Here is a 22,271-nt window from a genome sequence, read left to right as displayed (position 1 = left end):
GCACTTGAATCGCCACATGAGGGCAACCCATTGAATACCGCCAACTTGATGAGCCGTCTGCTGGCCCCCTGCGCACTCGCCCTGGCCCTCGCCGGCTGTTCACCTTCGGGTGAGCAGGCCCAGGCCAGCAAAACCCTGAACATCGCGTTTTTTGGCGACAACACCATCCTGGTCAGCATCGACCCGTTCCAGGTCTATTGGCTGGAGCACCGGGTGCTGTTGCGCAACATCGCCGAGTCCCTGACCGACCAGGACCCGGAAACCGGCAAGATCATCCCGTGGCTGGCCAAAAGCTGGGAGGTCAGTGACGACGCGCTGACCTACACCTTCCACTTGCGCGAAGGCGTGACCTTCAGCAACGGCGAGCGCTTCGATGCCAAGGCCGTGAAAACCGCCTTCGACAGCGACAAGGCCCTGGCCACCCAGTTGCCGGCGACCTTCGGCGCGACCTACCTGGCGGGCTACGACCATGCCGAAGTGGTCGACGATTTCACCGTCAAGCTGGTGCTCAACAAACCGAACGCGGGCTTCCTGCAAGCCACGTCCACCACCAACCTGTCGATCCTCGCGCCCGCCTCCTACGCGCTCACCGTCAAGGAACGCTCCCTGGGCAAGATCATCGGCACCGGGCCGTTCGTATTGCAGAGCTACACCCCGGAAGTCGGCGCGCATTTGACCAAACGCAAAGGCTACGCCTGGGCCTCGGCCAATATGAAAAACCAGGGCGAAGCGCACCTGGACGCGGTCGATGTCACCTACATCCCCGAAGAAAGCGTGCGCAACGGCCTGTTCGTGCAAGGCAAGGCCGACATCCTGTGGCCGCGAAACCCGTTCTCCGAAGTGGACTTGAAACTGTTCCAGTCCAAAGGCGCGACCATCCAGAGCCGTTCGCTGCCAGGGCCGTCGCTGAACCTGTTCCCCAATACCCGTGGCGGCCGCGTGCTGGAGGACAAACAAGTGCGCCTGGCCGTGCAGAAAGCCATCGACCGCAAGAGCTACGCGAGCACCGTCTACAACTCCGAGTTCGCCGTGGTCGACGGCATCTTTGATGTGACCACGCCGTACTTCAAGAGCCAGGGCGACAAGCTCGCCTATGACCCGGCGGGCGCCGAACGCTTGCTCGACAGCGCGGGCTGGGCCAAGGGCGCCGACGGCTATCGGCAGAAAAACGGCAAGCGCCTGAGCCTGAGCTACAACATCAGCCCGGCGGAAACCGCAGGCGATGTGTTGCTGCAGGACCAACTGCGCAAGGTCGGCATCGAAGTGAAACTCAACGTGGTCACCCGCGCCGAATGGGTGGCGAACAACTCGGCGGGCAACTACGACCTGACCATCAACTACATGACCCGCGCCGACCCGATCATCCTGCAAACCATCCTCGATCCGCGCAGCGCCAACAGCGCGACCGTGGCCACCAACATTTTCGAGCCGCCGGTACTCGAGCGGGCCAAGGACTTGTTTGACGCGGGCATCACCGCCACCCAGGGCCAGCAGCGCGCAGCGGCCTACGGCGCGCTGCAAGACCTGCTGATCGATGAGGGCTCGGCGTTTCCGGTATACGAGCGTGTGTGGCAGGCCGCGACGTCGGCCAAGGTGAAGAACTTCCGCTGGACCGCCGAGGGCTTCGCGCTGCTGGGTGACATCGAGATCGGTACACCATGAGCCGCTACCTGATCGGCCGTGTCGGCCAAGCACTGCTGGTGTTATGGGGCGCCTACAGCATCACCTACTTCATCCTGTATCTGCTGCCGGGCGATACCCTGACGCTGATGCTCAGTGCCTCGGGTATGCAGGCCGACGCGCTGTCGGCGCAAGACCTGGCCAAGGCGCGAGCCTATTACGGCTTGGACAAGGGCGTGTTCGAGCAGTATTTCAGCCTGTTGTCCGGTGCAGTGCGCGGTGACTTCGGCCAGTCGCTGTCGCTGAACCGTCCGGTGGCGGAGTTGCTGATGGAGCGTTTACCGCAGACGCTGTCCCTGGCCGGCCTGGCCATCGTGCTGTCGTTGCTCGCAGGGATCGGCTTGGCTTATCTGACCGCCTATATCCGCTGGCGACCGCTGAAGCAGGCGTTGACGCGCCTGCCGTCGCTGGGTTTTTCGGTGCCGGTGTTCTGGATGGGGTTGTTGCTGATCCAGGTGTTCGCCTTCGGCCTGGGTTGGTTTCCGGCCACCGGCAGCCGGGGTTTTGAAAGCCTCGTCTTGCCGGCAGTCACCCTGGCGATCCCGAGCGCCGCGGTGTACGCCCAGGTGCTGCAACGCAGTTTCCAGGGGGTGTGGAAGGAGTCGTACATCGTCACGGCCTACGCCAAGGGCCTCAGCCGCGCCCAGGTGCAAGCGCGCCACGGCTTCAAGAACGCGGCGCTGCCGATCCTCACGCTGATTGGCTTGCAAGTGGGCAATACAGTGTCCGGCGCGGTGCTGGTGGAAACCATCTTCGCCCGCTCCGGCATCGGCCGCCTGGCGCAAGAGGCGGTGCTGCGCCAGGACATTCCCGTGGTGCTGGGGATTGTCGCGGTGTCGGCGGCCGCGTTTGTGCTGGTCAACCTGCTGGTGGACCTGTTGTACCCGTGGCTCGACCCGCGTATCTCCCACACGCCAAAGGTGTCCTAGACCATGACGATCCTTGAGCAGAACCTGATCCCGGCCAGCTCCCGCCCTACCCTGTGGCGACGCCGCAGCCGCCTGCAACGCGCCGGCGCCGTGGTGCTGCCGTTGCTGCGCCGGCCGGGGTTCGCCCTGGCGCTGTTGCTGGTGGTGTTTGCGCTGGTCGCGGCCGTTGCGCCGCAGTTGTTGACCGGCTTTGACCCTTACGCCACAGCACCCGTCGACAAGCTGCGCGCGCCCAACCTGACCCATTGGTTCGGCACCGATGAACTGGGCCGCGACTTGTATACCCGCGTGGTCTTTGGCGCGAGCCTGTCGGTGTTGGCCGCGTCGCTGGCCGTCGGCATTGCGCTGGTGGGCGGGCTGGGGCTGGGCATTCTGTCGGGCTTTGCCGGCGGGCGGATCGATGCGGTGATCATGCGTTTTGTCGATGTGTTATTGGCGCTCCCCGGGGTGCTGCTCGCCCTGGCGATTGTCACCGCCATCGGTTTCGGCACGGTGCCGGTGGCCATCGCAGTGGGCGTCGGCATCATCCCGGGGTTTGCCCGCACCACCCGCGCCGAGGTGCTGCGGGTCAAGACCCTACCCTACGTCGAAGCCGCGCGCCTCGGTGGCGCGAGCTGGGGGCGCACCTTGCTGCGGCACATTCTGCCGAACGCCTGGGGCCCGGTGGCGGTGTTGGCGACACTCGATTTCGGCGCGGCGATCCTCGCAACGGCCGGGCTGAGTTTCCTCGGCTTCGGCGCAGTCCCCCCGGAAGCGGAATGGGGCACGTTGATTGCCAACGGCCGGCACTTTCTGATCACCGCGCCGTGGGTGTCACTGCTGCCCGGCCTGTTCCTGGTGGCCGTGGTATTCAGCCTTAACCATATTGCCCGCACGTTCGAGGAGATTCAGCGATGAGCGCTTTAGTCGATGTTCGCCAACTGAGTGTCAGCTACCGCTCCGGCGGGCAACACGTTCAAGCCGTACGCGATCTGTCACTGACCATCGCCAGCGGTGAGACGGTGGCGATTGTCGGTGAGTCCGGCTCCGGCAAATCGACCCTGGCCAACGCCATCCTCGGCCTGTTGCCAGAACACGGGCAGATCAGCGCCGGCCAGCTGTGGGTGAACGGCAACGACCTGACCCACGCCAGCGAACGGCACAAGCGCAGCGTGCGCGGACGCACCGTCGGGCTGGTTCCCCAGGACCCGATGGTCAGTCTCAACCCTACCCTGCGCGTCGGTCAGCAGATCGCCGAGGCGCTGGTCCTGGCCAAGGGCAAACGTTATCCCGGGGTCGATGCAGACATTGTCGAGTTGCTGCAACACGTTGGCATCGACAAGCCGGTGCTGCGTGCGCGCCAATACCCCCATGAACTCTCCGGCGGCATGCGCCAACGCGTGCTGATCGCCATCGCGTTGGCCGGCAATCCGCGCCTGATCATCGCCGACGAACCGACCAGCGCCCTGGATGTGACGGTGCAGCGCAAGATTCTCGATCACTTGCAGCGCCTGGTGGCCGAACGCGGGATTTCGCTGTTGATCATTACCCACGACCTGGGTGTGGCCACCGACCGCGCAGACCGGATTGTGGTGATGCAACAGGGTGAGTTGGTGGAGCAAGGCGCACCGCGGCAAATCCTCACGGCGCCACGGCATGACTACACGCGGGCGCTGATTGCTGCCGCCCCGGCATTTGCCAAACGGCGTGCGCCGCTGATCCGGATTGACCCGATGGAAGAGCCGATCCTCAGCCTCAAACACGTCGGCAAGACCTTCGCGCTGCCAAAGGTCAAAGGCGAGGCGTCGACCTTCGTCGCCCTGGACGACCTCAGCCTGGAGGTATACCCGGGCCAGACGCTGGCGATCGTCGGCGAATCCGGCTCGGGCAAAAGCACCGCACTGCGCATTGCCCTCGGCCTGGAAAAACCAACCCAGGGCCAGGTCTGGTTCGAACAGCAGGACGTCACCCCCCTCAGCTGGCGCGAATTCCGCCCGCTGCGCCAGCGCCTGCAACTGGTGCAGCAGAATCCGTTTGCGGCGCTGGACCCGCGCTTCACCGTGTACGACAGCCTCATCGAACCACTGGTGTCGTTCGGCCTGCTCAAGGGCCCGGCCCTGGAACAGGCGGCGCGGGAACTGATCAGCCGCGTGCACTTGCCGGCCAGCTACCTGGACCGCCTGCCCCGCGAACTGTCCGGCGGCCAATGCCAACGGGTCGCCATCGCCCGGGCCCTGGCATTGAAACCGGACCTGCTGCTGCTCGACGAACCGGTCAGCGCCCTCGACGTGTCGGTGCAGGCGCACATCCTCGACCTGCTGGAAGAGCTGCAACGGGAAATGGGCATCGCCTACGTACTGGTGTCCCACGACTTGTCGGTGGTGGCCAACTTTGCCCACGAAGTGCTGGTGCTGCGCAACGGCAAGGTGGTGGAACAAGGCTCGGTGGAACGCATCTTCAACCACCCTGCCAGCGACTACACCCGCGAACTGATTGCCGCCATTCCCGGGCAACAAGCCACCGCCGCCTGACCTGTAGTAATGGAATGGACGCCCCCTTCCTAACGGCATCTATGTGCCAAAGTGAAAGTGTTACCCACACTTAACGGAAGGGAGCGTCCACATGAAGCTTACGACTGTTTCGATTGACTTGGCAAAAGCAGTGTTTCAACTTCACGCCATCGACGAACAAGGCAAGACGGCGCTGAAGAAACAGCTTAAACGTGAGCAGGTTGTGCCTTTTTTTGCCACGCTAGAACCGTGTTTGATTGGCATGGAGGCCTGCGGTGGCGCTCATTATTGGGCAAGAAAGCTGCATTCTCTTGGCCATACGGTCAAGCTGATGGCGCCGCAATTTGTGAAACCCTATGTGAAGTCGAACAAGAATGATGCGGCCGATGCAGAGGCAATCTGTGAAGCCGTCACTCGACCCAATATGCGCTTTGTGCCAGTTAAAACGGTTGAGCAACAAGCCATCCTTGCCGTACATCGTGCGCGCCAAGGTTTTGTAAAAGCCCGGACGGCGCAAGCTAATTCGATTCGCGGGCTTCTTGCTGAGTTTGGCGTGGTCTTGCCACAAGGAATCAGGCATATCAACGAGCGTTTGCCAGGCATTTTGGAAGATTATGAAAACGACCTTCCTGGATCTTTTCGTCAACTGATGCAGCGCTTGCACGAACATCTAAAAGAGCTGGACCGACAAGTCGTTGAGTTGGAGCGAGAGATCCAACAATGGCATCGCGCCAACGAGGCCAGTTGCCGCTTGGCAGAAATGCCAGGAGTGGGACCACTCACCGCGACAGCTCTGGTGGCGTCGGTGGGGGACGCAAAAAACTTCGCTAATGGCCGGCAAATGGCGGCCTGGCTCGGGTTGGTGCCGCGACAACACTCCAGCGGAGGAAAGCCCACATTATTGGGGATCAGCAAGCGGGGAGATGGCTATTTACGCACCTTGCTGGTTCATGGCGCTAGGTCAGTCGTTCGCGTGGTGGAAAGTAAGACAGACCCTTCAGCGGATTGGTTGAAGGGGTTATTGGCGCGTCGTAACACTAACGTCGCGGTTGTGGCACAGGCGAATAAAACGGTTCGAATAGCCTGGGCATTATTGGCCCACGGCAGCAGGTTCCGCCTCGACTACACCCCAGATGTAACAGGGGCGTAGTCGGGGCGGTTGAACAAAGGCAGTGATGCATTGGAAAGGAATACTTCCAAGGTTGCTCAGGCGATCATAACGTGATGGCAAGACAGGTAGGACCGGGATCGGGTAATTCTGCTCCGCTCACAGCGCTTCGAGCGCGTTGTAGTGATAAGAACCCGATCAGCGAATTCCATCAGGGACAGAGGTACAGCCTCACTTAAAGTCCGGATGTATGGCTGCAACCTTATCCCGTCTGCGTTTTCACGATTTGAGAGCTTGGCATACTGGGGGCGTCCATGTATGAGCGGGCTTGCCCGCGCTGGGTGGCGAAGCCGCCCCAATAAGACCGATGCGGTGTTTCAGGGAGACCGGGATGTCTGGTTTTAGGGCGGCTTCGCCCCCCAGCGCGGGCAAGCCCGCTCACTACAAGTCTGCGTTTGGGTGTGGTTGCGATGCGTAATCGCGCGGGGCGATCAGCCTGTAGCCAATACGCACAGTCAACAAACTGTAGTGAGCGGGCTTGCCCGCGCTGGGTGGCGAAGCCGCCCCAAATGGGCCGCCGCAGCGTTTCAGGGAGACCGGGGTGTCTGGTTTTAGGGCGGCTTCGCCGCCCGGCGCGGGGCAAGCCCGCTCACTACAAGGTCTGCGTTTGGGTGTGGTTGCGATGCGTAATCGCGCGGGGCGATCAGCCTGTAGCCAATACGCACGGTCAACAAACTGTAGTGAGCGGGCTTGCCCGCGCTGGGTGGCGAAGCCGCCCCAATAAGACCGATGCGGTGTTTCAGGGAGACCGGGATGTCTGGTTTTAGGGCGGCTTCGCCGCCCGGCGCGGGGCAAGCCCGCTCACTACAAGTTTGCGTTTGGGTGTTATTGCGATGCGCAATCGCGCGGGGCGAGGCCTTTCTCTTCGGCATATGCTGCGGACTTGGCCTCGATCAGTGGGCGCAACGTGGCGCGGTCAGCCTGTAGCCAATCCGTCACCAATACCCACTTCTGCCCATCCCACTGCTGCACGCGGGCGGAGCCGCCGCCTTCGTGGTCGGCGCACGACAGCTTCAACGGCGCCAACAAACCTTCAAAGCCCAGGGCCTTGAGGCGTGCAGCATCGATGTCCAGATGCTCGAATGCCCAGCGGGTTTCTTCGCCGTTGAGCGCACGGTTGCCAAACTTGGCCTGGCCGGTGCGCAGCGCTTCGACGGCAATCGCGGCATTGATCAGACCGATGTTGTAGTAGACCTTGCCGAAATAGCTGGGGTCCTTGAGGTTGCTCTTGCCCGGATCGAGGATGTACTGCTTGAGCTTGCGGTGAATCTCAAAACCGTCGCCACCCGGAAACGGCGCCAGGGCCTGATAGCCCTTGGCGGCCGTGCCGGCGGGAATCACATCGGCTTCGGAACCCGCCCACACGTCACCGATCAGGCGGTCTACCGGGACGCCAAAGCGCACGGCGGTCTTGATCGCCACCGGGGTGGACACGCCCCAGGTGCGCAGGAATACCCAATCCGGGTTGAGCTGGCGCACTTGGCGCCACTGGGTCGACTGTTCGTTGCCCGGGTCCGCCACGGGGATCTGGATGTTGTCGAAACCATACTTGTGCGCCAGCAACTGCATGGCCGCCTGGGTTTCGCGACCGTAGGCGGAATCGTGGTAGACCGTCACAATCTTTTTGCCTTTGAGCTTGTCCAGGCCGCCTTCGCGCTGGGCGATGTAGTTGATGCCCACCGACGCCTGCCCGTAGTAGTTGAGCAGCAGCGGGAAGGCATAAGGGAACACGCGACCATCGGTGGACTCGGTGCGCCCACCGGCACCGTCGATCAGCGGGATATGGTCCTTCGCCGCACGATCCATCAAAGCGTAGGAAGCAGGCGTGCTGTGGGTGAAGAAAAACCCGGTGGGTGCGCCATCCAGGCCATCTTTGTAGCGCTCGTAGCATTCGATGATGCGGTCGGTTTTCCACTCGGTCTCGCATTCCTGCCAAACCAGCTTGACGCCGTTCACGCCGCCTTCGACTTCGTTGATGTAGCGAAAGTAGTCAATCTCCCCTGCCCACCACGGGATGCCGCTGGAGGCATAGGCGCCGACGCGATAAGTGGCCAGCGGGATGAACTGTTGATCATTGGCAGCCTGGGCGGCCGCCGGACGGAGCGTGCCCAAGGTGGTGAGCGCCACCAGGCTGGCGATCAGGGTGCGTTGCAAGAGGTTGTGCATGGGTGTGGTTTCTTGTGAAGGGTGGGGTTCCCCTCCCGTGGTCGGGTTGAGGCAGCGAGTGCTTCAATCAACTGGAAACACAATTCATGCCAAACCAATAAATCAATGTATTCAATGACTTGATCCGCATCAGGAGTGCGGACTCCAGCAGGCAATCGGACAATCTCTTGAACCGCTGTTGCGTCACCAACACTGCGCCTTGAATCTGTGCTCCAATTGCCGCCGCCTTTCGCACTATAGGGATATTCCGCACATGGCTGCTTCCAATAAATGGCTGATGTCATCGCTCGCTTACTACCTCGATTTTTTCACCGTGCCCCTCTTTATCCTGCTGGCGCTCTACCTCGCGCCATTCGACCTGGGCCTGGCCCTGATGGGGCTGCTGGCCTGGACGCTGGTGGAATATTCGGCGCACCGCTTCCTGTTCCACTCGTTGTATCGCCGCGAGCATTGGACCCACCACGTCGACGTGCTGGCCTATATCGGTGTTTCCAGCTGGAAGACCAGTTCGACCTTCGCCATCCTGCTCCTGCTGGCCTGGTACACCGGGCTGACCTCGGCCTTCGTCGGCGCAGTCGCGGGCTATGGGTTCTATATCTCGGTGCACTACGTGATGCACCGTCCCGAGCACTGGGCCTACCGCTTTATGCCACGGTTGGTGGCCAATCATGATCTGCACCATCGCCAGGGGATCGAGAAGAACTTCGGGGTCTCTTCGCCGCTGTGGGACCACGTGTTCCGCACCTTTATCCGCGCCGAAACCCGCCGCGCCGACAAGGAACCTGCTTGACGCCGTTAGCGATTGTTTTTATTACGAATAAATCTAGTCGCAGAACCACCGGTCATTCCAACGTTATCTAATCTCAAGCCCGTGCCAGGAGGCGCATTGAAGAGTCCATGACGGACCCACTGTCTCCTGACGCCTGATGCCCAGGAGATAACGATGAGAACGGAAACCCATCGCCCCCGGCCCGGGTTCGGCTGCGCGCTGTTCGGCGCACTGCTGAGCCCACTGGTCGTCGCGGCCCCCACGCTGTCTACGCAAATCCCCTTCGATGTCACGGCGACCCCGCCGTTTTCCCTGACCAGCCTGCAACAGAACTTCGATGACATGTCGTGGCAGACATTCATTGCACTGAACTGGCCGGCCCTGGCCGACGGCAACCCCAACACCGGCATGCAGATCGGCCAGCAGGACGCGGCCACGGTGTGGGAAGGCTACCGGGAGAGTTACCAGATCTTCCTGCCCCAAGGGCAGAAGCCACAGCCCTATCACGCCCCGGCAGCCGTACCGCCGGCCTGTGAAGGCAAGGGCTCCGGGCGCCTGTTGCAGCAGATGGGCAAGGTCCCGGATGTGCTCGACGAGTTTATCCAACCGTTTGAAAGCGGCCCGCTGGTGGACCAGAGCGGCGTGTACACCCGCAATGAAATCGTGGTCAATCAGTCGATGTTCGACGGCATCGTCAACAACGGCCTGTATAGCATCCAGGGCCAACAGGCGTTTTTTGCCGCCAGCCCGACCAACGCAGTGGCGTTCAGTTGCGGCGACCCGGCTACCAGCCAGGTCGGTTCGCTGATGGTCAAGGCCTCGTGGAAGGTGCTGGATGGCAACGACAAGCCCGGCAGTTTCCATACGGTGGATGCGTTGGTGTATACGCCGGGCAACAGCGACCCGAGCAAGGGGCCGGTGGTGGCTGAATCCTGCGTGGCCGAGCCGGTCGGGTTGGTAGGCCTGCATATCGTGCACAAGACCACCAGTGCGCCGCAGTGGGTGTGGTCGACCTTCGAGCACGTCGACAATGTGCCGGAAAAGACCACGCCACCGGCCGAGCGCAAGGGCCCGTATCTGTTCTACAACGCCAGCAGCCAGGCCGAGGTCAACCAGCCGCCGCCACGCCCGTGGAACCCGGCGGTGAAAGCGACGCCGTCGCAGATCGTGCGCGAGATCCCGCTGACCGACGCGACCAAGACCCTCAACAACACCTACCAGACCCTGCTGCGCACGGTGAACCCCAACAGCGTGTGGGCCAACTACCAGTTGATCAGCACCCAGTGGCCGACCCTCACCGGCCAGCCTCCGTGCCAGATCTCGGCCACCGTACCGCTGGGCAAGCCGGCGCCGTCGTTCCTGGCCAATGCGACCTTGGAGACTTATATCCAGGGCACCGTGCCCCAGGCGTCGTCCAGTTGCATCGCCTGCCACGGCAATGCCGCGACCCACGTGACCCAGTCGCCGCGCACCAGCTTCGCGGACTTCACCTACCTGCTCGAACGCGCCCAATCCACAGGTGCGACAGGGAGTCAGCCATGAGTACCGACCTCGACAATTTCACCGGCCTGAGCGTGGTGCTTACCGGCATCGACCAGGAACGCCTGGCGCCCTCCGTGGACCCCATCGGCCTGCCCACCACGTTTCTCAACTTCATCGGCCCGCGCCTGGGCCAGAACGTACTTGGCGCCCTGCTCGCCCAATACGCTTCGCTGCTGGCCGAGCAACAGACGCCGCAGCAGATCGGCACCGCGATCCTGATGCAGAACGGCCAGCCCGCCACCACCCAGACCGCCCTGGCGGCGCGCGCGATCATGAAGCTGTGGCTGCTCGGCGTGTGGTATCAGCCGTATGCCCAGGGGGCGTTCCCGCTGGGTGAGCAAACCGTGGTCAGCGACGAGGCCTACACCCAAAGCTGGGCGTGGAGCATCGCCCAGGCCCACCCGATGGGTTACAGCGAGTTCTTCTTCGGCTACTGGAACAGCCCGCCGCCCAGCCTTGAGGACTTCACCGGGGTGGCCGCCAGCCTCCAGCCAGGAGCATCGTCATGAGTACTGAACAAGCAGATGTAGTGATCGTCGGCGCGGGCCTTGCGGGCAGCCTGATTGCCTATCAACTGGGCCTGGCGGGCGTGAAAGTGCTGGTGCTGGAGTCCGGCCCGGAAATCCCGGCGAACCGTAACCAGTACCTGGAGCGCTTCTACACCGCGACCCTCAAGACCCCCGAGTCGCCCTACCCGCCGGTCAGCACCCTGAGCCCGGCACGCAACCCGGCCGAGCAGAATGCCCCGCGCGCGACCATCGCCGACCTGATCCTGGGTTGGGACAATCCCGACGTCAGTTACCTGGTGCAGAAAGGCCCGCTGCCGTTCACCAGCACCTACGAGCGCGTGGGCGGTGGCACCACCTGGCACTGGGTTGCCACCTGCCTGCGCATGTTGCCCAATGACTTTCGCATGAAGTCGCTGTACGGCGTCGGGGTCGATTGGCCGATCGGCTACAACGACCTGCAAAGCGCGTATTGCCGCGCCGAAGCGGAAATCGGCGTGGCGGCGAACGTGGCCGACCAGGGTTACCTCGGTATTACCTTCCCGCAGAACTACGAATACCCGATGACCAGCATCCCGCTGTCACTGGTCGACGGCAGTTTCGTCAGCGCGGTGCAGGGCCAGGCGTTCCAGGGCCTGCCCCTGGTGGTGAGCCCGACGCCGGCCGGGCGCAACTCCCAGCCCTATGCCGGGCGCCGCGTGTGTGCGGGCAACACCAACTGCACGCCGATCTGCCCGATCCAGGCCAAGTACGACGCCACGGTGACCATGAACAACGCGCTCAACACCGGCAACGTGCGGGTCCTGTACAAGACCGTGGCGAGCAAGGTTACGGTGGCGGCGGACAAGACCATCAGTGGCATCGAGTTCATCCAGTATCAATTGGGCGACGGACCGGCAACCGGCACCGGGGTGGCAATCGGGCAGCGCTATGTGATCGCCGCCCATGCCATCGAGACGCCCAAATTGCTGCTCAACTCCACCAGCAGCGCCTGGCCCAAAGGCGTCGCCAACAGCAGCGGCCAGGTCGGGCGCAGCCTGGCGGACCACCCGATCTACCTGGCGTGGGGCTTGATGCCTGAAGGCAAGACGGTGTTCCCGTACCGCGGGCCGGTGTCGACCTCGGGGATTGAAAGCCTGCGCGATGGCGCCTTTCGCAGCCAACGTGCGGCGTGGCGTATCGAGATCGGCAATGAAGGCTTCAACTGGCCGATTGGCGATCCCTACACCACCGTTGCCGACCTCATCGATGGCAGCAATGTCAGCCGTACCAACCCGCTGCCCAACAGCGGCGATACCACGCAGACGCTATTCGGCACGGCGCTGGTACAGCAGTTGAACAACCTGTTGACCCGGCAATTTCGCGTGGGCTTCCTGGTGGAGCAAGTCGAGGAAGATCCCGACAACGCCAACTGCTACATCGTGCCGTCGAGCCAATACAAGGACCGCCTGGGCATCCCGCGCCCGGAGATCCACTACGACCTGTCGGACTACACCAAGGAGGGCTTCAAACAGGCGCGCATCCTGGCCAGCCACATCATTACCGAACTGCTCGGTGCCACCGAACTGACGGCCGACATCCAGCCGGGGGTGTTCGTCTATCAGGGCGAATCCTATTCGTTCCAGGGCGCCGGGCACTTGATGGGCACCTACCGCATGGGCGCCGACCCCAAGACCTCGGTGGTGGACAAATACCAGCGCAGTTGGGACCACGCCAACCTGTTCCTGGTCGGCGACGGCGTGTTCCCCACCACGGGTACGTCCAACCCGAGCCTGACCATCGCCGCGCTGTCGATCCAGGCCGGTGACACCCTGTGCAACGACCTCAAGGCCGTGACCGTGCAGGTGCAGGCCAACCAACCATGGCAAGGCACCGGCGTGCAGATCAGCGGGCCGAGCCCACGCCTGGTGCGTTATGTCAGCGGCAAATGGCTGGCCAGCCCGGTGGGCGGCATGGTGGATGGCAACGGCAGCCCGGGGTTGATCGCCAAGGCCGGGTATACGTTGCCGGGGGCCAATGAAGGCGCGCTGATCGGGCGTGTAGGCAGTGGTGGGACGCCGTTTCTGGTGGGCGATCTGGCAGCGGTTCCGCCGGGGCTGACGGGGGAATTGCAGCTGTGTATCAATGATGATCTGGAGGGCCGGTATGGGATTGGACTGGGGGATAACCAAGGGGCGCTGACGGTGCAGGTGGGGTTCGGCACGGTGTAGCTTGTCGACCTGATACATGGATCTCCACATGTGGGAGCGGGCTTGCCCGCGATAAGGGGCTGTCAGTCAATTAATGTATGACTGACACACCCTCATCGCAGGCAAGCCAGCTCCCACAGTTTTGAACGAGTACGGCACATGCTTCGGTGCTGCTATTCAGTTTTGCTGTTGCACGCCCCGCAACAGTCCTTTGTCATCACCGACATTGATAGCACCCTAACGAAAAGCCCATGCTAGAGGGCTAATCCCGCGCTTATATCATTCCGAATGATAGTTACCTTTGCTTCATTCGATTCGTGACATAGCACCTCGCCGCGCATGATCCGCCCATCTCAAATACATTGGCGGATGCACCTCATGGAACAGTCACTCAAACATTTGCGCTTCCCCCTGGCAATCTTGGCCGTGGTGGTGATGAGCGCGTGCGGCAAGACCCCGGAACAAGCGGCCGCCATGCCCCCTGCGCAGATCAGCGTGGCCAAGGTGCTTGAGCAACCCGTCAACGAGTGGGACGAGTTCACCGGTCGCCTGGAAGCGCCGGAAACCGTGCAGATCCGTCCACGGGTGTCGGGGCAGATCGATCAAGTGGCCTTCACCGAAGGTGCACTGGTGAAGAAAGGCGACCTGCTGTTCCAGATCGACCCGCGTCCGTTCCAGGCTGAAGTGCGCCGCCTTGAAGCCCAACTGCAACAGACCAAAGCCGCCGCCAGCCGCAGTGAAAACGAAGCACAACGTGGCGAGCGCCTGCGCGAAAGCAACGCGATCTCCGCCGAGCTGGCCGAGTCGCGCACCACGGCCGCCAAGGAAGCCCGCGCCGCTGTCGCCGGCATCCAGGCGCAGTTGGACCTGGCCAAGTTGAACCTGAGCTTTACCCGCGTGACTTCGCCGATCAGCGGCCGCGTCAGCCGTGCCGAGATCACCGCCGGCAACCTGGTGACCGCCGATGTCACCGCGCTGACCAGTGTGGTCTCCACCGACAAGGTCTACGCCTACTTCGACGCCGACGAGCGCGTGTTCCTCAAGTACACCGAACTGGCCCGCCAAGGCCGTCGTGGTGCGACCACCCCGGTGTACCTGGGCCTGTCCAACGAAACCGGCAACCCGCACCTGGGCCAGATGAACTTCGTCGACAACCAGGTCAACCCGGCCACCGGCACCATCCGTGGGCGTGCGGTGTTCGACAACGCAGACGGCCGCTACACCCCTGGCCTGTATGCACGCCTGAAACTGGTCGGCAGTGGCACCTATTCCGCCGTGCTGATCAATGACGAAGCCGTCGGCACCGACCTGGGCAAGAAGTTCGTGCTGGTGATGGAAGGCGACAAGCCGGCGTATCGCTCGGTGGAACTGGGGCCGAAGATCGAAGGCTTGCGCATCGTGCGCAGTGGCTTGGGCAAGGACGACACCATCGTCGTCAAAGGCCTGCAGCGCATCCGCCCTGGCTCGCCGGTCGCCCCGCAAACCATCCCGATGGCCAGCAAGGAAACCCTCGCCGCCTTGGCCCAACAACGACAAGCGCTTGAAGCCAGCAACCTGGAGCAAGTGGCGCCGGAAAAAACCGCGCCCAAGCTCGCAGCCGTCGCGACTCCACGCGGTTAAGGGATACGACTCAAGATGAATTTTTCCAAGTTCTTCATTTCGCGGCCGATCTTCGCAGCGGTGCTGTCGCTGTTGATCCTGATCGCCGGCGCGATCTCGCTGTTCCAATTGCCGATCAGCGAATACCCGGAAGTGGTGCCGCCAACCGTAGTGGTACGCGCCAACTTCCCCGGCGCCAACCCCAAGGTCATCGGTGAAACCGTGGCCGCGCCACTGGAGCAGGCCATCACCGGCGTCGAGAACATGCTGTACATGTCCTCGCAATCGACCGCTGACGGCAAGCTGACCCTGACCATCACCTTCGCCCTGGGTACCGACCTGGACAATGCGCAGGTGCAAGTGCAGAACCGCGTAACGCGGACTCAGCCGAAACTGCCCGAGGAAGTGACACGCATCGGTATCACCGTGGACAAGGCCTCCCCCGACCTGACCATGGTGGTGCACTTGACCTCCCCGGATCAGCGCTACGACATGCTCTACCTGTCCAACTACGCCTTGCTCAACGTGAAGGACGAGTTGGCACGCCTGGGCGGTGTGGGTGACGTGCAGCTGTTCGGCATGGGCGACTACTCCCTGCGGGTGTGGCTGGACCCGAACAAGACCGCGTCGCGCAACCTGACCGCTACCGATGTAGTGACGGCGATCCGTGAGCAGAACCGCCAAGTGGCCGCCGGTGCCTTGGGTGCGCAACCTGCACCGAATGCCACCAGCTTCCAGTTGTCGGTGAACACTCAGGGCCGTCTGGTGACGGAAGAAGAGTTCGAGAACATCGTCATTCGCGCAGGCAACAACGGTGAGATCACCCGCCTCAAAGACATCGCACGGGTCGAGCTGGGTTCCAGCCAATACGCCCTGCGGTCGTTGCTGAACAACCAACCGGCAGTAGCGATCCCGATCTTCCAGCGCCCGGGTTCCAACGCGATCCAGATCTCCAACGAAGTGCGCGGCAAGATGGAGGAGCTGAAGAAGAGCTTCCCGCAGGGCATGGACTACAGCATCGTCTACGACCCGACCATCTTTGTGCGTGGCTCCATCGAAGCGGTGGTGCACACCCTGTTCGAAGCCTTGATCCTGGTGGTCTTGGTGGTGATCCTGTTCCTGCAAACCTGGCGCGCCTCGATCATTCCGTTGGTGGCGGTGCCCGTCTCGTTGATCGGTACGTTTGCGGTGATGCACCTGTTTGGCTTTTCGCTCAACGCGCTGTCGCTGTTCGGCCTGGTGCTGGCCATCGGTATCGTGGTGGACGACGCCATCGTGGTGGTGGAAAACGTCGAACGGAACATCGAGCTGGGCCTGGAGCCGTTCCCGGCGACTGAAAAGGCCATGAGCGAAGTGACCGGCCCGATCATTGCCACGGCGTTGGTGCTGTGTGCGGTGTTTGTTCCGGCGGCCTTCATCAGTGGCTTGACCGGGCAGTTCTACAAACAGTTTGCCTTGACCATTGCGATCTCTACGGTGATCTCGGCGTTCAACTCGCTGACCTTGTCCCCTGCCCTGGCAGCCGTGTTGCTCAAAGGGCACCACGCACCGAAGGACGGCTTCTCCAAGTTCCTCGACAAGCTGCTCGGTGGCTGGTTGTTCAAACCGTTCAACCGTTTCTTCGAGAAGGCCAGCCATGGCTACGTCGGCACCGTACGCCGGGTGATTCGCGGCAGTGGTATCGCGCTGTTCCTGTACGCCGGCTTGATGGTCCTGACCTGGCTGGGCTTTGCCCACACGCCAACCGGGTTCGTACCGGCCCAGGACAAGCAATACCTGGTGGCCTTCGCCCAATTGCCGGACGCCGCCAGCCTGGACCGCACCGAAGACGTGATCAAGCGCATGTCCGACATCGCCCTGAAACAGCCGGGTGTGGAAGCTGCGGTGGCCTTCCCGGGCCTGTCGATCAACGGTTTCACCAACAGCCCCAACAGCGGCATCGTGTTCGTGACCTTGAAGCCATTCGATGAGCGTAAAGACCCGAGCATGTCCGCCGGTGCGATTGCCGGTGCGCTGAACGGCAAGTACAGCGCCATCCAGGAAGCCTACATGGCGATCTTCCCACCGCCGCCGGTACAGGGCCTGGGTACGATTGGCGGCTTCCGCCTGCAGATCGAAGACCGTGGCAACCTGGGATATGACGAGCTGTACAAAGAAGTGCAGAACATCATCACCAAGAGCCGCACCACGCCGGAGCTGTTCGGCCTGTTCACCAGCTACACGGTCAACGTGCCCCAGGTCGATGCCGCCATCGACCGCGAAAAGGCCAAGACCCACGGCGTGGCGATCAGCGACATCTTCGACACCCTGCAGATCTACCTGGGTTCGCTGTATGCCAACGACTTCAACCGCTTTGGCCGTACCTATCAGGTCAACGTGCAGGCTGAGCAGCAGTTCCGCCTCGACGAAGACCAGATCGGCCAGCTGAAAGTACGCAACAACAAGGGCGAGATGATCCCGCTGGCGACCTTTATCAAGGTCAGCGACACCTCGGGCCCGGACCGCGTGATGCACTACAACGGCTTTATCACCGCTGAAATCAACGGCAACGCTGCACCGGGCTACAGCTCCGGCCAGGCGGAGGCGGCGATTGAAAAACTGCTGAAAGAGGAACTGCCCAACGGCATGACCTACGAGTGGACCGACCTGACGTATCAGCAAATCCTCTCGGGCAACACCGCACTGTTCGTGTTCCCGCTCTGCGTGCTGCTGGCGTTCCTGGTACTGGCCGCCCAATACGAGAGCTGGAGCCTGCCACTGGCGGTGATCCTGATCGTACCGATGACGCTGCTGTCGGCCATCACCGGGGTGATCATCTCGGGCGGCGACAACAACATCTTCACCCAGATCGGCCTGATCGTACTGGTGGGCCTGGCCTGCAAGAACGCGATCCTGATCGTCGAGTTTGCCAAGGATAAACAGGCCGAGGGTCTCGACCCGCTGGCTGCGGTGCTGGAGGCGTGCCGTCTGCGTCTGCGGCCGATCCTGATGACCTCGTTCGCCTTCATCATGGGTGTGGTGCCACTGGTGTTGTCCAGCGGTGCCGGTGCCGAGATGCGTCATGCGATGGGTGTGGCGGTGTTCTCCGGGATGATCGGCGTGACCTTCTTCGGTCTGTTGCTGACGCCAGTGTTCTACGTACTGATCCGTCGCTATGTGGAGCGCCAGGAAGCGCGCAAAGCGGCCAAGGCCTTGAAGCTGGAGACACAGCAATGAGCGTGAAAGTATTCCTGCCGAGCTTGCTGGTATTGGCGCTGAGCGCCTGTGCCGTGGGCCCGGACTATAAAACCCAAACCCCGGAGGCGGCGAGCATCACGGCCGCCGCCGATGCCAAACAGTACGACCACGCCAAGTTCGAAGGTATCTGGTGGCAGCAGTTCGACGATCCGACCCTCAATCAGTTGGTGACCCAATCGCTGCAAGGCAACCGCGATTTGCGTGTGGCGTTTGCCCGTCTGCGGGCGGCTCGGGCCATCCGCGACGACGCCAGCAATGACGCCATGCCGACCATCACCAGCCGCGTCAGCAGCGACCAAGGCAAGGGCCAGATACCAGGCCAGACCACCCGCCGTGTGAAGACCGAGCGTTACGACCTCGGCCTGGACATGGCCTGGGAGCTGGACCTGTTCGGGCGCATCCAGCGCAACCTGGAAGCCACCGACGCCGACCAGCAGGCCGCGGAAGCCGACCTGTACCAACTGCAAGTCACGATGATTGCTGAGCTGGTGGATGCCTATGGTCAACTGCGCGGCGCCCAATTGCGTGAACGCATCGCCCTGGACAACCTCAAGAACCAGCAGGAGTCGCGCACCATCACCGTCAGCCTGCGCGATGCCGGGGTTGGCGACCAGTTGGACATGGAGCGTGCCGACGCACGCCTCGCCGGGGTCGAAGCCAGCGTGCCGCAACTGCAAGCCGAACAAGTGCGCGAGCGCAACCGCATCGCCACCCTCCTCGGCCAGCGTCCGGACAAGCTCAGCGTCGACCTGAGCCCGAAAGACCTGCCAGCGATTGCCAAGGCCTTGCCAATTGGCGATCCGGGGCAACTGCTGCAACGGCGTCCGGACATCCTCAGCGCCGAACGCAAACTGGCGGCCGCCACCGCACGCATCGGCGTGGCCAAGGCCGACCTGTTCCCACGGGTCAGCCTCAGCGGCTTCCTCGGCTTTACCGCCGGGCGCGGTTCGCAGATCGGTTCGTCCGCCGCCAATGCCTGGGCCCTCGGCCCGAGCATCACCTGGGCCGCGTTCGACCTGGGCAGCGTACGCGCGCGTTTGCGCGGTGCAAGCGCCGAGGCCGATGGCGCGTTGGCGACCTATGAACAGCAAGTATTGCTGGCACTGGAAGAGTCCGAGAACGCCTTCAGCGACTACGGCAAGCGCCAACAGCGCCTGGTTTCGCTGATCCGTCAGAGCGAATCCAGCCGCGCCGCCGCCGACCTCGCCGCAATCCGCTACCGCGAAGGCACGGTGGACTTCCTGGTGTTGCTGGACGCGCAACGCGAACGCCTGGCTGCCGAAGACTCCCAGGCCCAGGCCGAGGTGGAGCTGTATCGCGGCATCGTCGCGATCTACAAGGCGTTGGGTGGTGGCTGGCAGCCGGACACGGTGGTGGCCAGCAACCAGTGATGTAAAGAGCTCCTTTGGTTGGTCGCATCCAGCCAATTTTTAGCCCCACGGTCCATTCGGTCGTGGGGCTTTTTTTTAAAGTGGGATTAAGGGTGGCCGATAAATAGACGTAGCTTTCGGTTGATGGAGGACTTTGCGATGGCCGTGTTATTGACTGCGGAGCAAATGAGGCATACGAAGGCGTCTAATGCGTTTCAGATACAGCATCCGGAAAAGGTTGAAAATAAATATACGATAAAAGAAGCGTCGGTGGCGGCAGATACGTTGAAGCTGCGCGAGCAGGAAGAGATTGAGAGCTTGAAAGTTTTTCTGAAGGACTATGACATGACGTCGATCAGTACCGATGAACTAAAGAAAGTCGGTAGACGACTCTATAACAGTGGCTTGATTGATGGCGAGGCGTTTCACAATTTCATATCTGGGCTTGGTGCTTTTGATGCCAACGGCCAGCAAGCTGAAACCGACGTAAAATACAATGCAATTGCCTTGTTCGACGAAAAACTTGAAGATTATCTTTCCTTTATTGAAAGCCACCCGAACGTAAAGCGCTCGCAAGGCATCCCTGAATATATCCAGGGAATGATTTCTGCCAATCACGCAATCAACGCGCTGGCATACTTTGTCAACTCTTCCCGCAGTGACCTTTCAATAGAAGAGCGTGCTTGAAATAGGCCCAGTCTTTACAGGGTGCCAACAACATCATCGGCACCCTGCTTTACTAGTGGATTATCGGCCAAATCTTACCGTCCCCCAATAGGACTTGGAGACCGCTTCGCGGTTATCCAACATCACTCGATATGTACCCAATGGGCCAAGCCATGAGGCATAGGCTGACAAAGGGTTACTGGCCACTGTTCTCCAGGAACCGCCTACCTGCTGTTGTATGTAAATCTGTGGTGCTCTTCCCCCTCCTGCGGCAGACACCATTGCATCGATATTTGCGTTAGAACACCCGTTAGCACCTGTAATGGTGAACGGGCCAAGGGCTATGGCTTCGGATTCAGGCTGGATGATTCCGCTATAGTTATCAGTAAGCGTCAAGCAAAGCGCAGACACTTGCGACGACAACAACATAAGCACAGCGAAGGGTAAGGCAATTAAACTTTTCATTTTCATCACCGTAGAGTTGGTTATCGAACACCCGTTCAGAAAGCGAGTGGCCACTTCCCCGCCCACATAGGATCATTCGTCCCCTTGCGTAGGAATGACACGACAAAGCCTGCATGATTTTTTTAGTTAAATATGCCAGCTGCGTCCTAAAATCATTAAGGAGCGATCTGTAATACCAAACAGTAGGATGTTGTCAGCTAACTCCTAGTCCTTTGGGTGTGCGAACAGAGCAGGCGTTTTCTCACGATTTGAATCTGAGTCAAAGCCATCAAGTCTGGACTTTATTTCGAGCGACTCGCTGCCCTTGGTTAAGCTCGGCCAAAACCGGTCGATACAGAGAGGTAGCTTTCTTTTGATGGAGAACTGCGAGATGAACACAAGCTCATCGGCGGCAACGAACACCATAAGCAAACAAGACGCTGGATACATAATCAAGAACCCAACCAAAGTAATAACTGACTATACCGTCAGGGACGACGCACACGCTGCAAAGGCACTAAAGTTAAAAAATAACGAGCAAATCACAGAGCTGAAGAAATTCTTGAAAAACTATGACATGACATCCATCACCAACATGGAACTCAAACATGTCGGCCGAAAGCTGTATGAAAACAAGCTGATCGACGAGCAGGCATTTGGCGTTTTTATCGAGGGAACACGGGCTGTTGATAAAAATGGTAATCAAGCAGATCTTTACGTCAAATTCAATGCAATTGCACTGTTCGACCAAAGACTTGAGGAGCAGACAGCATCCTTGCCGATGTACTCTGAAAAAACCAAACAAGAACCCTTGTTCTGGCCATGGCGGCAAGGAATGATCGCTGCAAACCAAGCTATAAACGCGCTCGCATATTTTGCCTATTCGTCCAGAAGTGATTTATCAATAGATGAGCGCGCTTAACGTCTTTGCAAAAAAGCAGGGCATTGAAGATGACTCTTCACGCCCTGCGCAACTCAAGCTTCAACGACCATATCGCACTGTGCCAGAGTAAGCCTTTGAAACTGCATCAGAGTTTTTCAGCCTGACTCGGTAAGTACCGTATTGTCCGGAGTAAGATGCAATGTTCCCTATACTGAATGTCGCACGCACCCATGACGCACCAACTTCGCGCTCAATATAAATCTCCGGCGCCTTCCCAGCACCAGGAGCAGAGACAGTTGCATCGATATTTGCGCCAGCGCATCCGCCAGCCGAAGTGATCGTGAAAGGACCGTTAGCGGTGATCGCCGTATCAGCCGCTATCGTGCCGACGAAGCTCTCGGTAGTGTACAAACACAATGCAGACGCTTGAAATGATGCAAGGGTTAGAGCCAAAAAAGGCAATACGAAAGGAACTTTCATACTATTCACCTCCACAATTAAACAACGAGTGTTATTAGCGTACGATGACAATACGAAAACTGTCGCTTCATCTCGACACAGGTAAACCTCCCGAATAAAAAACCGACAACGCAACTCGGGATGCTCTTACGCTGCGAGTAGGATCAATGATGAA

General features: G+C 60.8%; 16 protein-coding genes. 14 read left to right on the top strand and 2 right to left on the bottom strand.

Translation table 11 applies throughout. The features are described 5' to 3' along the window. The first annotated feature begins 48 nt into the window (after positions 1-48). From AC3ISR_RS12870 to AC3ISR_RS12850, 5 genes are all read left to right on the top strand, one after another. Positions 49-1,662 carry an ABC transporter substrate-binding protein gene (locus AC3ISR_RS12870; RefSeq protein WP_192301009.1) on the top strand — a complete coding sequence of 538 codons (1,614 nt, stop codon included), beginning with the start codon at positions 49-51 and terminating at the stop codon, positions 1,660-1,662. Next, positions 1,659-2,609 carry an ABC transporter permease gene (locus AC3ISR_RS12865; protein ID WP_489324779.1) on the top strand — a complete coding sequence of 317 codons (951 nt, stop codon included), beginning with the start codon at positions 1,659-1,661 and terminating at the stop codon, positions 2,607-2,609. The genes AC3ISR_RS12870 and AC3ISR_RS12865 overlap by 4 nt, the downstream gene beginning before the upstream one ends. A gap of 3 nt (positions 2,610-2,612) precedes the next feature. Continuing rightward, positions 2,613-3,506, top strand: coding sequence for an ABC transporter permease (locus tag AC3ISR_RS12860; protein ID WP_192301004.1), 894 nt, complete (start codon positions 2,613-2,615; stop codon positions 3,504-3,506). Then, positions 3,503-5,119, top strand: a complete 1,617-nt coding sequence (locus AC3ISR_RS12855; protein ID WP_489324778.1) for a dipeptide ABC transporter ATP-binding protein — start codon at positions 3,503-3,505, stop codon at positions 5,117-5,119. The genes AC3ISR_RS12860 and AC3ISR_RS12855 overlap by 4 nt, the downstream gene beginning before the upstream one ends. 91 nt (positions 5,120-5,210) lie before the next feature. Next, a complete protein-coding gene (locus AC3ISR_RS12850; protein ID WP_489324582.1) occupies positions 5,211-6,248 on the top strand; it encodes an IS110 family RNA-guided transposase in 1,038 nt (345 codons plus the stop codon). Between the two features lie 843 nt (positions 6,249-7,091). Here AC3ISR_RS12850 and AC3ISR_RS12845 read toward each other — a convergent pair. After that, complete coding sequence (locus AC3ISR_RS12845) at positions 7,092-8,432, bottom strand: ABC transporter substrate-binding protein (protein WP_463984484.1); 1,341 nt, start codon at positions 8,430-8,432, stop codon at positions 7,092-7,094. Between the two features lie 253 nt (positions 8,433-8,685). Here AC3ISR_RS12845 and AC3ISR_RS12840 point away from each other — a divergent pair, with 253 nt between their 5' ends. The 9 genes from AC3ISR_RS12840 to AC3ISR_RS12800 all read left to right on the top strand — a co-directional run bounded on the left by AC3ISR_RS12840 (position 8,686) and on the right by AC3ISR_RS12800 (position 21,676). Beyond that, entirely contained in the window at positions 8,686-9,222 is a 537-nt protein-coding gene (locus AC3ISR_RS12840; protein WP_192301158.1) for a sterol desaturase family protein, read from the top strand. A gap of 153 nt (positions 9,223-9,375) precedes the next feature. Beyond that, complete coding sequence (locus AC3ISR_RS12835) at positions 9,376-10,743, top strand: cytochrome C (protein ID WP_489324777.1); 1,368 nt, start codon at positions 9,376-9,378, stop codon at positions 10,741-10,743. Next, a complete protein-coding gene (locus AC3ISR_RS12830) occupies positions 10,740-11,252 on the top strand; it encodes a sorbitol dehydrogenase (protein ID WP_192301160.1) in 513 nt (170 codons plus the stop codon). Before AC3ISR_RS12835 ends, AC3ISR_RS12830 begins: the two co-directional genes overlap by 4 nt. Continuing rightward, complete coding sequence (locus AC3ISR_RS12825; protein WP_463984486.1) at positions 11,249-13,459, top strand: GMC family oxidoreductase; 2,211 nt, start codon at positions 11,249-11,251, stop codon at positions 13,457-13,459. The genes AC3ISR_RS12830 and AC3ISR_RS12825 overlap by 4 nt, the downstream gene beginning before the upstream one ends. A gap of 357 nt (positions 13,460-13,816) precedes the next feature. Continuing rightward, positions 13,817-15,058 carry a multidrug efflux RND transporter periplasmic adaptor subunit MexE gene (gene mexE, locus AC3ISR_RS12820; RefSeq protein WP_489324776.1) on the top strand — a complete coding sequence of 414 codons (1,242 nt, stop codon included), beginning with the start codon at positions 13,817-13,819 and terminating at the stop codon, positions 15,056-15,058. Between the two features lie 15 nt (positions 15,059-15,073). Further along, complete coding sequence (locus AC3ISR_RS12815; protein ID WP_226457014.1) at positions 15,074-18,253, top strand: efflux RND transporter permease subunit; 3,180 nt, start codon at positions 15,074-15,076, stop codon at positions 18,251-18,253. Continuing rightward, a complete protein-coding gene (locus tag AC3ISR_RS12810) occupies positions 18,250-19,665 on the top strand; it encodes an efflux transporter outer membrane subunit (protein ID WP_463984488.1) in 1,416 nt (471 codons plus the stop codon). The genes AC3ISR_RS12815 and AC3ISR_RS12810 overlap by 4 nt, the downstream gene beginning before the upstream one ends. A gap of 138 nt (positions 19,666-19,803) precedes the next feature. Further along, a complete protein-coding gene (locus tag AC3ISR_RS12805) occupies positions 19,804-20,331 on the top strand; it encodes a hypothetical protein (RefSeq protein ID WP_463984489.1) in 528 nt (175 codons plus the stop codon). Between the two features lie 814 nt (positions 20,332-21,145). Continuing rightward, on the top strand, positions 21,146-21,676 hold the full coding sequence (locus AC3ISR_RS12800; protein WP_463984490.1) for a hypothetical protein: 531 nt from the start codon (positions 21,146-21,148) through the stop codon (positions 21,674-21,676). A gap of 60 nt (positions 21,677-21,736) precedes the next feature. On the opposite strand, the gene AC3ISR_RS12795 is transcribed toward AC3ISR_RS12800, so the two are convergent. Further along, positions 21,737-22,117 carry a hypothetical protein gene (locus AC3ISR_RS12795; RefSeq protein ID WP_463984491.1) on the bottom strand — a complete coding sequence of 127 codons (381 nt, stop codon included), beginning with the start codon at positions 22,115-22,117 and terminating at the stop codon, positions 21,737-21,739. Positions 22,118-22,271: the final 154 nt, after the last annotated feature.

This window comes from Pseudomonas sp. GL_117 (assembly GCF_057835125.1).
The sequence above is the reverse complement of the archived record's forward strand: the minus strand, read 5'-3'. Positions and strand labels throughout refer to the sequence as shown.